The sequence below is a fragment of the Arthrobacter sp. GMC3 genome, assembly GCF_002929305.1.
Taxonomy (GTDB): Bacteria; Actinomycetota; Actinomycetes; order Actinomycetales; family Micrococcaceae; genus Specibacter.
In genome coordinates this window covers 1-12,005 of the sequence record NZ_PJIO01000023.1, presented here as the reverse complement: position 1 = coordinate 12,005, position 12,005 = coordinate 1, and the positions used below count along the sequence as shown (strand labels likewise).

The window sequence follows — 12,005 nt, the reverse complement described above, 5'->3', positions numbered from 1 at the left end:
AGATTCAAGCCATCCGCACCGCCCGCCGGGCATGCCTCCGTGAAAAGGTCAGCGACATGAACTTCTGGGACTTTTTGGGCTTCGTCTTCTGGAGCTACATTTTCATTTCCTACCTGATGGTCTTGTTCTGGATCATTGGGGATCTGTTCCGCAACCGGGGCATGAACGGTTGGCTGAAGGCCGTCTGGCTCATCTGCCTGCTCTTCGTTCCGTTCCTGACAGCGTTGGTCTATCTGGTGGTCTGCGGACGCGGAATGAGTGAACGCCAGTCAGCATCGGTACAACGTTCACTGGACGAGTCGGAATCTTACATTCGATCCGTCGCCGGAAGTTCGCCCGTTGATGAGATCGCGAAGGCCAAGGCGCTGCTGGACTCCGGTGCGATCAATCAGGGCGAATTCGATGCGATGAAGGTGCGAGTCCTGTCGGGGCAACACCACCCGACGGCAGTGTAGGGACAGCCCACTGTGCCGCTCATGAACGCCCCAGAACCAACTTTTGGTCGCTTCCAGGCCAGGGCGGAGCTCGGTCGTGCGGCGCGAGGACCCTCGCCCCGCGGGTCTCACGCGCGCTGGGCGGCCGGTGCGGACCGCCAGGACCCGATCGATTTGTTCGTTGAGCAGGACGAGTCCCGGGTACCCGAACTGGTTCCGATCCGCCACGGGCGCATGATGATCTCACCCTTCACCTATTTCCGCGGCGCAGCCGTTGTGATGGCGATGGATCTGGCTGGGACCCCGGATTCGGGAATAACGGTTCAGCTTTGCGGGGATGCCCACTTGTCCAACTTCGGACTGTTCGCCAGCCCCGAGCGCAGCCTGGTCTTTGATATCAATGACTTTGACGAAACGCTTCCCGGGCCGTGGGAATGGGACCTCAAACGACTAGCCGCGAGCTTCGAAGTTGCCGGCCGTCATCGAGGCTACTCCCCCACCAAACGGCGAAAAATCGTCCTCGCGGTTGTGCGTGGTTACCGGGAACAAATGCGAGCAACGGCCAAGGCACCGGTGATGACTGCCTGGTACGACCGGTCGGACGCCGATCAGACTGCCGTCTGGCTTCGGCATGAGCACGAGGCTAAACGAGCGAAGAAGAGGCTGCTAGAGCGAACAGAGTCAGTGATCGCCAAAGCCCGCACCCGGGACAGTATGCGTGCGTTCTCAAAGTTGGTCGACACCAGCAGCGGCGAGCTCCGGATCAAGGCGGACCCTCCGCTGGTTGTTCCGCTCGCCGACCTCTCCCCGATTGATCTCGAGGGGGAGGAGACCACGGAGACCATGGAAGCTCTCCTCCACTCTTATCAAGCAACCCTTCCGCAACAGAATCACCCCATTCAGGAGTTCGAATTTGTCGACATGGCACGCAAGGTGGTGGGCGTCGGAAGCGTCGGTACGCGGGCGTGGATCATTCTCCTGCGCGGGCGGGACAACGACGATCCTTTGCTGCTGCAAGCCAAACAAGCACAAGCATCGGTGCTCGAGCGTTACCTTCCGGCCAGCCAGTACGAGAACTGCGGGGAACGGGTGGTCAGCGGTCAGCGGCTGATGCAGTCCGCAAGCGATATCTTCCTTGGCTGGCAACGGGTGAAGGCGATTGATGGGGAATCTCGGGACTTTTATCTGCGCCAGCTCCATGATTGGAAAGGATCCGCTGATATCGAGTCGATGCGTGCCTCAGGGGCCATGTTGTACGGGCGACTTTGTGGTGAAACTTTGGCACGGGCACACGCCAGGACAGGTGATCGGGTGGCGATCTCATCCTATTTGGGCGCGAGTGAGAGAATCGATCACGCCATTGCCCGATTCGCCGAGAAATACGCTGATCAAAATGAGCTCGACTATGAGGCTTTCCGCCGGGCAGTCGCAGACGGCAGACTCGATGCCGTGGTGGAGCACTAGCTGAGAATGGAGCTCTTGTGGCACGGATGAGGAATTCAGACCTGCAGGACACGATCGCGCGCCTGGAAGGTGAGAATGCGGCGCTCCGCGACGCCTTGGGCCTTGATGGGCCGTCGCCCGTTGCCCCGGTCAAGGTGCCAGGCGCCGGCTACACCCGTCACCGCAATTGGAGCTGGACGCTTCTCGCCACAGTGTTCATCGTCATCGGGGCGGTCCTTGCTCCGGCCGCCACCGTCGCATCCTGGGCAAAGGTTCAGCTCACCAGCACTGAATCGTTCGTTGCCACGTACGCTCCCCTGGCGAATGATCCCGCCGTCCAGTCCTTCGTCGCCGACCAGACCTTGGAAGTCATCCAGGCGAACGTGGATATCCCCGGCCTCACCTCGGAGGTCTTTGACGGAATCATCGCCCTTGGCACCGGCCCGGGCGCAACCAAGGCCCTCGAGGCGCTCAAGGGACCGGCGTCTCAAGGACTCGTTTCGCTAGTGCGCTCCACCGTAGGCTCCTTCGTTCAATCCGATACGTTCGCACAGGTATTTCAGGACGCACTCCGGTTGAGTCACACGCAGCTGATCGCGACCTTACAAAACGATCCTCAGGCGGCGATCGCCGTGGGCTCCGACGGTTCGGTCGGGATCCAGCTCGCACCCATTATTGAACGGGTCAAGACTGTGCTGTTGGATCGGGGACTGAGCTTTGCGGCACAAATTCCCGCCGTCAACCGCACCATAACCGTCGCACAGAACACGTCCGTGCCCACCCTCCAACTCTTCTACGGCCTCGCCTTGGCTGCCGGCGCCTGGCTTCCCTGGATCGCCATATTCTTCCTCGCCGCGGGCGTAGCCGTCGCACGACGTCGGGCACTGGCCCTTGTGTGGGCGGCGGTTGCGCTGGCGATGGCGATGGTGGTGGTGGTTGCCGGGATCGCGATCGGCCGGCTCATTTTCATCGGTTCCGTTTCCCCGTCGCTCATTCCGTCAGGGGTCGCCCGCACCGTGTTTGACACCGTCACGACGGCGATGACCACCACAGGAGTGGCAGTGCTCGTGTTGGCGATCGTGGTGGCGATCGTGGCGTGGGTCTCTGGACCATTCACGGTTTCCAGCAATTTGCGCGGGTTCGCCCGATCCGGGGCAACGTGGGTACGGGAGTCCGCCGAGCGGCACCGCATCACTACCGGGCGAACTGGTGAATGGATCTATGCCCAGCGCACGCTGATTCGCGCTGCCATCGCGGTGATCGCCGCGGCAATCGTGTTGTTCACCCGCCCGCTGACCACCGATCTCATTGCCTGGACGCTGGTCATCGCCATCCTGGCCGTCGTCGTCGTGGAACTGGTGCAGCGGCCGGTGGTCAAGGTGCCTGAGCCGGTCCAAGACCTCGAGGAGACCGCGCCCCCTGTTACTGCCGGCTAATCACGGCCCTCATGACCTCATTGGCACACTCACGTCGGCGCCTCCTTCTTGTGTGAGCCGGGCACCCATCGAGACCAAGGCTGGTGCAGGCACGAAGCCACCGGCAAAAAGTGCTTCGCCCTGCCGGAAGCTTGGTGACCTGGCGAGCATCGCGGCCGGGACAAATCCGAAGATCGTGGCGAGTTCATCAAGATCGGCAGGAGAGGTCATCTTCATCAGGGCCAGGTTGTCGCACTGGGAAATGATGCTGGGGTGGACTCGCGAGGGGCGCTGCGTGGACAGCAGCAGCCACAAACCGAATTTGCGTCCTTCAGCGGCGATCTGGATGATTCGTTCCCTGACGGCAACATTGAGCGGGCTATTCTGCTCGGACGAACACAGATTGTGAGCCTCATCGATGACGATCAGGATGGGACGGCGCTGTTCTCGTTTAGCCCAGAGGTCTTCGAGTACCGCCATGGCCACCACGAGGGATTCGTCGGGGTAGCTGAATCCGCCCAGATCAAGCACTGTTGCATCTGGACGGGATTCGATGACATCGGTGACGGTAATGACATTACTGGCACCTCCAGCCCAGATTTCCCAGTCCGTCACTTGAAGATTTTCAATACGGGCCGCCAACGCGGTGGCGGCAGTGGTTTCGCGTTCGCGCAGGTTGGGCACAATCAACTCCGACGCCAGAGTGCCCAATGATTGTTCCAGGTGAACGAGTTCGTTGTATTCGGCTCGATCCTCAAGCGAATGAAGCCGCAGGACTGCAGCTTGCGACGGTAGGGAAAGCTCGGTGAAACGAACCCGTAGCGAGTCCGGGTCAGCTGAACCTGGTCGCAGGATCCGAATATCTCGAGCGGCAATGGAACTGCTCGCAGCAGGCTGCCCGCCGCCCAGATTGGGCTCGCGCAGGCGGACGAAGTCGGCGTTCGGGTCGAAGATCACCATGGGCAAAGAAGTGTGGAGAAGGATCTGTTCCAGCACCACGCCGAGCGCATAAGTCTTTCCGGAACCACTTTGCCCACACCAAAAGGTGTGCCGATTAAACCGGTTCGGGAGCAGACAGGCCGGGATGTGCTCAGAGCTCAGGTACGAGCCAATAACCAGTGGATTGACGGTGTTCCCATGCATGAGTTCGATCGTTTTCGCATCGGCGTGCTCAATCTCGGCCGCGGCAAAGGGAAACGAGTGCCTGCTATCCAGCGTGCCGCCTTCTGAGACCGCACCAAGAATCCTCCCGGCCCCTCGAAGGGTGTCCCCGTGTGAAATGCTGACGTCGTCAACTTGGCCGAGCTGAACGGCCTCCGTTTCACTGCGCAGGATAACGAAAGACCCAGATTCGAGGGCGGATTCGAGCGCTGCTGTGAACTGGAAGCGCCTGCCATCGAGCGAGACGGCACGGTATTCTCCAACTGTTGGATTTTCCGGAACAGTCATCATTCTGCCTTTCGTCATAGCGTTCATTCACAGTCCAGATATAAAGAGCGGTAGCAGACCGTCCCAGTTCACGACTTATTGGACTTGCGGCAAATCAAATACTCATATTTCATCGTGTCTAGCCGTGCTAAATACGGACGTTAGGTACATGCGACGTGGGTAATGCAACTAGGTGGTGTGGATTGCCGGTGGCGCCCATCGACCGTCGAGGGCGTGGGGTGCTGGCCCGTAGAGGCGCATGATGACTCGGAGCGGTCCGCTGGCGGAGGGCAGCCAGTTGGCGAGTCGGTCCGGGCCCGGGTTGCTCTTCTGGAAGTAGAGGTCGAGGGACCCGTCGTCATTGTAGGTGAGGTCGTCTCGGTCTCCCAGGGCGAACCGGTCGATCTCGTTGGCCACCTGGAAGCTGTCGTTGTCGTACATCGTCACCGACCAGAACGCTGACACTGGAGGGAGTTGGTCGGCATCGAAGTGGAGAACGTAGTCGGTTTCACCGACAAGGGGGTTGCCGTCGGCGTCGGTGACGGCAACCGGGTAGACGGCGTCTTCGGGCGGGTTCGCGCCGAGCCCGATCATGGCGACAATGGCGCGCTTGAGGTAAAAGTTGCCGTAGACGCCCATCGTGTCGGTGTTCATCGACCATCCGTTGACGATCTTCGCCACGGTCGGGAAGATCGCCAGCTGGTGGGCCAGCGCCGCTTTCGCGCCAGCCTCCAGGGCGTCGATGCCTTCGGCGTCAAAGTCTGAAACGTCGAAGTCCTCACCGGGGATGAGACCGATCCTGCGGATCTGGGCCAAGATTGAGAAGTCGGTGGGATGTGGCGGGTAATTCTTCATCAGCCGTGCGGCATAGGTGAAGAAGTCCACCGCACTCAGACCGTTGACGATATCCAACGGTGCGATTGTCAGGTTGAGATCCTCCGGGGCGACAGACGGCGGAGCGATGGTGGAGGGGGCCCCGCCCTCGAGCGTGCGGAGTGTGATGCCGCGTTGCACGGCGCGCACAGCGTCGTAGTCTGCGGGACCGTTTGTCTGAGTGCGACCGATGATCCACACCGTCGAGGTCGGCGCATTCAACACGGTCACCTCGTCGGGAACCTCACCGTCCCATCCGGGAGTGGCGACCAGGAAGTCGCCTTCTCCGGTGCCTGTCGTGCGTTTGCCGGGAACGGCGAAGACGTCGGTCCACATATCGAGCACCGGCAGCAGGTAGTAGCGCCCATTCGTGTCCGGCATATGGATGATCACCGGACCCTTGGAGAGATCTAGCCACACCACCGAATACAGGGTGTCAAAGTTCGGCGCGACGACACCGCGGAAATCCGCCGGCGGGAATTCCTCCACATGGGTGAATGTGTTCTGCGGACCGCGGCCGATTTGGGGTCCGTTGCTCAGGTCTTGGAACTGCAGCCGGGTGATGTCCATGATCACCAGTGGATACAGATAGGAGTATGCCTGCTGGGTGATCTCTTGGATTTCAGTAGTCGTTGCGGTTGACATTCCATGCCCCTCGTCCTCGGTGGCTTGCACTAGGAAGGCAACCGGCAAAGTCACCTACCCGGATACTCTCACCCGTAGCGTTGGACCGCAACCACCATCTCAATCGGTCACCTCTCGCTGCAGAAGTCCGGCACGGGAGTGTGCTAATTCGGGGCTCATGAGCGCGGGTGGACACTATGACGGCGGACGTGTAACGATTCCCGCTCAACATTGCAGCACGGTTGCCATGGCTGACGCACTGAACCTAACCAGGGCGATGATCGGTCGTCGTCCAATGATGAGGCAACGTGAACAGCAGTGTCGGGCGCATTGCCCTCATCGCCATCGGTTTGATCGCTGTGATCATCGGTGGAGTATTCGCCGGGCAGGGAATGAACCTGATCCCGGGAAGTTTCATGACCGGTAACCGAATGTGGCTCTCCATCGGGCTGATCGTCGCGGGCGTCGGCATCATCCTTGTGGTGGTCGGCCTACGTCGACCCAAGACCGGCCGCCCGAGCAAATGAGGCTCAGCTGGGGTGCAGGTCTAGGCCGCAGCGAGAGTGCAAGACCTAACGTTGGAAAATCAGGCTTTGCGGGAACGCCTCATGGAAGCCACTTCGGTGGTCCGGACTGCTAGAGCTTCTTCGGCGATGAATATTCTGACTGACTTTTGAACTCTGTCGATTAGCAGCGCGACAAGATCGATGTTTCCGGGACGTGACTGGGCCATCGAAGACACCACTACCGACTACACGGTCAAAGGGACGAAGAGAGCACAGCGTGCGCCAAGCCGGCGTTCCCATTCGGTCAACAAAAATGTTCTGATGCAGGCTTGAACCTCCACTAGGGGCCTTCATGAGAGAGACTCTGATGTCAGGCCCCGCGAGCGATTCTGAACCCGATGTGGCTCATGCCGGTGTCGATCGCTTGGCCACGGCGTGCCGCTGGGCGATATCGCTGGCAGTAATTGTCTGCGCAGAGGAACGAGCCGCCTTTGACGACTTTGCGGGGTATCGCGACTGGCTCGGCCAGGTCGATACTCGACTGTTTGTTGCCGCCGCGCGGGTTGTTGGGCATGCAGCATCCGGCAGAGGATTCGTGGGCGGCGTACCAGTCGTCGGTCCACTCCCAGACGTTGCCGGCCATGTCATAGAGGCCGAACTGGTTTGCCGGGAACGATCCGACAGACGCTGTCGACCCATAGCCTGTCGCCGCACGCCAGGGAAAGTCTCCATGCCAGTAGTTCGCCAGTTTCTGATCGGCTGGCTCGGGTTCATTGCCCCAGGTGAACGTCGCCGCGTCATGGCCTGCGCGAGCGGCGAACTCCCATTCGGCCTCGGTGGGTAGGCGACCGCCGTCCCAGGCTGCGTAGGCGGCCGCGTCTTCATACGCGACGTGCACGACCGGATGATCGGGGCGAGTGCCGATCGAAGAACCCGGTCCGAGGGGCCTGCGCCAGTTCGCCCCGGGCGTCCACGCCCACCACTGGCTCAGCTGCGCTAGGTCGACTGGGCCCGACGTACCAGTGAACACCATCGATCCGGGAAGGAGGTTCTCGGCTGGCGCACCGGGAAAGTCGTCCGCATCAAGGGGCCGCTCGGCGACGGTCTGATATTTCGTGTCCCGCACGAACGCTGCGAACTCTCTGTTGGTGGTTGCGGTGGCGTTCAGCCAGAAGCCGTCGACTTTGACCCGGTGGGCGGGGGCCTCCTCGGGGTAGTGCCTATTGGAGCCCATGGTGAATTCGCCGCCCTCCAACCAGATGAAGTCGGTCTGCCGTCCCGTCGTGATGCTCATGCGCAGTCAGCTGCCATGACGTCGGTTAGTTTCCATGCCGCTGGGCGGCGGAGTTCACGACCATGTCAACAATCGCCTGCGGGTTGAAGTCCGGCGGTGCCTGGGTCGGAGGAAACTCCGCGAACGTTGCGATGTGCTGCTGAACCAGGGCCGCGGCCGGCAGTATCGTCCAGAGTTTCTCGCCGGCATAGAGCGGATATGCGGGATCTTGCATGTGCCGCTCGAAAGGGTCGACCCGCAGGTTCACCGGTTGCGGCACCGTCGTCTTCAACAGTGCACCAGCGAACCAGTCGTCTTTGGTTTGGAAGTGCACCTTCCAGTTGTTGTAACGCAGCGCGAATAGGTCTCGTTCGCCGTAATAAAAGAACTCGTGCCGCGGCGATTCGTCGACTTCGCCGATCAGGTATGGCAACTGGTTGTACCCGTCGATGTGCACGCGAAAGTGCTTGTCGCCGAAATCGGCGCCCTCCAACAGCTGCTCTTTCACATCGGGAACACCCACGGCCGCCATGATCGTCGGAACGATGTCTTCCAGCGACATGATGCCGTTCAGAACCTGGCCTTCGGGGATCGTGCCGGGCCAACGGATCAGGAACGGCGAACGAAATCCACCCTCCCAACCCAAACCCTTCTCACCACGGAACGGCGACGTGCCACCGTCGGGCCAAGTAAACGACTCCGACCCGTTGTCGCTGGCGAAAACAACGATCGTGTTGTCGGCGATGCCGAGGTCATCGAGTTTCGCCAGAAGCTCCCCGACGACCCAGTCCAGCTCCTGCATGCCGTCGGCGTAGACACCGAGACCTGTCTTGTCTTTCCAGCGTTCAGAGAGGTGCGTCCAGACGTGCATCCGGGTTGTGTTGTGCCACAGCAGAAACGGTACATCAGCGGCGACCGCGCGATCGATGAAATCCAGAGAATGTTCGAGCAGATCCTCTTCGATCGTCTCCATGCGCTTACGCGTCAACGGGCCCGTGTCTTTGATCGTCTGCTTGCCGATCGCACCGAACCGCGGATCGACAGTCGGATCATCTACGTCCGTCGCCTTGCAGTCCAGAACCCCGCGCGGCACGAACAGCTGCTGAAAGATCGGCAAGTGCTTCGGGTAGTCGGTCTGCTCAGGCTCTTCCTCGGCGTTGAGGTGGTACAGGTTGCCGTAGAACTCGTCGAACCCATGCACGGTGGGCAAGAACTTGTTGCGGTCGCCGAGGTGGTTCTTGCCGATCTGCGCCGTGCGATACCCCTCGGGTTTGATCAGCTCCGCCAAGGTCGGGTCGCTGTCTTGGATGCCTTGCTCCGCGCCGGGAAGACCAACCGTGGTCAGTCCGGTGCGTAAAGGAATCTGGCCGGTGATGAATGCCGCACGCCCGGCTGTGCAACTGGCTTGCGCGTAGTTGTCGGTCATGATCGCGCCCTCGGCACCGATCCGGTCGATATTTGGCGTTTTCGTTCCCATGATTCCGCGGTGATACGCGCCGACATCGAACCAGCCGATGTCGTCGGCCAGAATCAGCACAATGTTCGGCTTCTGATCAGACATGAGCACTACCTCCACGACATCAACGATGACTTCGATACAGGGCGTTGGTGCAACCGGACACCCGCGCCAGTGGTGCTCACTATAGTGGAGCAGATAACTACTGGCGAGGGTTTGCAAAACAGGATGTTTTCAGCCAGCCCCACGCGAGTCATCTGAAGAGAATGAGACGGAGCACATCACACGGCTACGGGAGCTCTGAGGGTTGGGGACCATTACGCGGAGAAGTAGCGGTAAGGGGGTCCTCCCCGATGCAACCAAACTCGCTTTGAACGTAACCAGTCCCGCAGGGGAACGCTAATTGGCACCTCACCTCCCGTGTGGTGAAATTTTCAGGGCCACACCAACCCGACGCAACTCAGGATCATGCTCGGGCGAGGAATGCCCCTTGATTGCGGCCCTCAGACTTTGGCAACAAAGGGTGAGCTCGCCGGTACCGAACAGAAGAGGACTTTCAACTTGCCTTCGAAGCCGACCCCCTAATCGCATTTTGCGTTGCGGTCCGCTGGCCTAAGTAAAGCTGGCTGGGCATCAGTGCGTCAGATTCCCTGATCCGGATTGGAGCACAATTCGTTCTGGCCGGCTGCTGGGCACATGGAAGGGCTCAGCCAGCCGTCTCGATGTCGGGGATGGCCCATGAACGGTCGAAATACTCCTGAGTGGGACCGTATAACCGGAAGTAGGCGTACCACCCATGGCCGGGGACCGTCTGGATCCAGTTCTTTTCGTGCTCAGCTGGTGAATGCGGGCCCATGTAGATGTCTACTGACCCGTCGCTGTTCTGCTCCAAATCCTGAAGGGAGACGAGGTCGGGCATGTTCGTCTCGTTCTGAATAATGCAGCGGGTGTCCAGGTCATAGAGCGAGACCGACCAGAACAGCTTTGCCGGCGGATCTGCGGGCACGCGAAGAACATATGACTGGCTGCCGTCGAAGGGCATGCCCAGCGCATCGCGGTAGGCAGCGACGTAAGCCTGCCCGACCCCAGCGATCTTCGAGACCGCACCGTTCGACATGCCATATGCGACGTAGTAGAGCGCGTTGCGCTCATCGAACTGCGTGGAATTGCCCTCGTCTTGATCAACGGTGAACCAGGGGGCGATCGCGTTCTCCCAATGCGAGTCAGCCCGGTACCGGATCCCATCCACGCGTGGCCTGAACGCAAGAGTCTTGGCCATAGCCTCGCCGACGTGTGCCGCTTCCATCAGGATCGACTTCTGCCGTTCGTCGGGAGCGAAGGCCTTGCCCGCCTCTATACCCAACGGTTTGAGCATGGCCATGAAGAAGCGGTCGCGGTCTTCCCCTGGCTCGGCTGCCAGAGTCTTAGACAAAAGCTCCCAAAAGGCGAGGCCTCGGGGTTGGCCCTGATTGAGCAGATCACCGTCCTCCTTGGGTAGCAGCACATCACGGTGGGGAGGGTTGTCGCGCTGGCTGTAGGGGTAGATGTGCACCGACTCGCGCAAAGCTTTCGCCTTCGTCCGGTCGGGGTCGAGTGTACGGAGGAAAAATCCGTTCTTCAGAGTTCGGGAATGGATGACTCGATAGCCCTCGGTATCTTCGAGTGCATCCTGTCCTGGGCCGATCAAAAGGTACCTCGCACCCTGCCCGCGGTCCGCGCCCGGGAGGCCTACGTCGGCGACGGGGCGCTCCCACAAATCAATCACCGCGCCAGCGCTCGGACCCGCGGGATAATCAATGACCACAGGACCCGCGAGTGTCAGGTCGATATACCCGGTGAGGTAAGGGGTGTTGTTGTTGTATGCGAGTCCGACACTCTTGCTGCGGTAGTCATCATAGAGCGCGATATCGCCACTTTGTGCGCCCGTGTCATGGATCAATCCTTCGATATGTTGGGCGACACCGACAGCGGTCAATCCCCACAGATAAGCCTGCACTGCTCGCTGGAAGTCCAATTCGTCGTACAGCTTCCTCGCCGTCGCTTCGGTCGGCATGCCTAGTTCGAAACCGAGAGTTCCGATGCGTGTCACGACTGTCGACTCCGATCCACTCGATTGCACAATGCGACCATCACCGCCGGTACTAGCCGCAACATCTCCCAGCTCCAAAAGCATCTCCCATCTCCAAGAGATCAGCCCACTGCCGACCTTGCCGTTCACAATAGCCCGATGTCCTCCCCACCCGAATCACCCGCAACGAGTGATAACCAGGATCTTCGCGCATAACCCGGACGGTCTCACACATTGAAGCCAACCGGGATGAGATCTTTGCCCATCGGTGCCTCATAAAGCAACAGATTCTTGAGACATCGACACGGGTCCCCGTTCGTAAATCGCCTTTTGCCTGCATGTCCATGCACATTTCGTTCCGAGCGGGTGCTGTGCAGATTGGAGTTCGACGCTGTCCCGCAAGACGGTCCTTGGGTTCTTGCGGTGATTGCAACACTTAGTGAATGAGTGATGCAATGGCGATGTATTCAATCCTTTTCCGTCCG

The 12,005-nt window shown here is 60.1% G+C and carries 9 protein-coding genes; 4 read left to right on the top strand and 5 right to left on the bottom strand.

Features of this window, described 5'->3' with window-relative positions:
- Window positions 1-56 precede the first annotated feature (56 nt).
- The 3 genes from CXQ94_RS20515 to CXQ94_RS20505 are packed head-to-tail and all read left to right on the top strand — an operon-like array spanning window position 57 to window position 3,313.
- Window positions 57-455, top strand: a complete 399-nt coding sequence (locus CXQ94_RS20515; protein ID WP_104092456.1) for an SHOCT domain-containing protein — start codon at window positions 57-59, stop codon at window positions 453-455.
- Window positions 456-476: 21 nt separating this feature from the next.
- Entirely contained in the window at window positions 477-1,898 is a 1,422-nt protein-coding gene (locus CXQ94_RS20510; RefSeq protein WP_104092473.1) for a DUF2252 domain-containing protein, read from the top strand.
- A gap of 26 nt (window positions 1,899-1,924) precedes the next feature.
- Window positions 1,925-3,313 carry a hypothetical protein gene (locus CXQ94_RS20505; RefSeq protein ID WP_258067283.1) on the top strand — a complete coding sequence of 463 codons (1,389 nt, stop codon included), beginning with the start codon at window positions 1,925-1,927 and terminating at the stop codon, window positions 3,311-3,313.
- Window positions 3,314-3,322: 9 nt separating this feature from the next.
- Here CXQ94_RS20505 and CXQ94_RS20500 read toward each other — a convergent pair whose 3' ends face one another.
- Both CXQ94_RS20500 and CXQ94_RS20495 read right to left on the bottom strand, forming a co-directional pair.
- Window positions 3,323-4,741 carry an ATP-binding protein gene (locus CXQ94_RS20500; protein WP_104092472.1) on the bottom strand — a complete coding sequence of 473 codons (1,419 nt, stop codon included), beginning with the start codon at window positions 4,739-4,741 and terminating at the stop codon, window positions 3,323-3,325.
- A 168-nt stretch (window positions 4,742-4,909) separates the two neighbouring features.
- A complete protein-coding gene (locus tag CXQ94_RS20495; protein ID WP_104092454.1) occupies window positions 4,910-6,238 on the bottom strand; it encodes a DUF1254 domain-containing protein in 1,329 nt (442 codons plus the stop codon).
- Between the two features lie 287 nt (window positions 6,239-6,525).
- On the opposite strand from CXQ94_RS20495, the gene CXQ94_RS20490 reads away from it, so the two are divergent.
- The gene (locus tag CXQ94_RS20490) at window positions 6,526-6,744 is read left to right on the top strand and encodes a hypothetical protein (protein WP_104092453.1); all 219 of its coding nucleotides are present in this window, start codon (window positions 6,526-6,528) and stop codon (window positions 6,742-6,744) included.
- 349 nt (window positions 6,745-7,093) lie between these two features.
- Here the strand turns inward: CXQ94_RS20490 and CXQ94_RS20485 are convergent, their stop codons facing one another.
- From CXQ94_RS20485 to CXQ94_RS20475, 3 genes are all read right to left on the bottom strand, one after another.
- The gene (locus tag CXQ94_RS20485) at window positions 7,094-8,017 is read right to left on the bottom strand and encodes a formylglycine-generating enzyme family protein (protein ID WP_104092452.1); all 924 of its coding nucleotides are present in this window, start codon (window positions 8,015-8,017) and stop codon (window positions 7,094-7,096) included.
- A gap of 25 nt (window positions 8,018-8,042) precedes the next feature.
- Window positions 8,043-9,557 (bottom strand): arylsulfatase, encoded by a 1,515-nt coding sequence (locus CXQ94_RS20480; protein ID WP_104092451.1) that lies wholly within the window; start codon window positions 9,555-9,557, stop codon window positions 8,043-8,045.
- Between the two features lie 601 nt (window positions 9,558-10,158).
- Window positions 10,159-11,505, bottom strand: coding sequence for a DUF1254 domain-containing protein (locus tag CXQ94_RS20475; protein ID WP_219817095.1), 1,347 nt, complete (start codon window positions 11,503-11,505; stop codon window positions 10,159-10,161).
- Window positions 11,506-12,005: the final 500 nt, after the last annotated feature.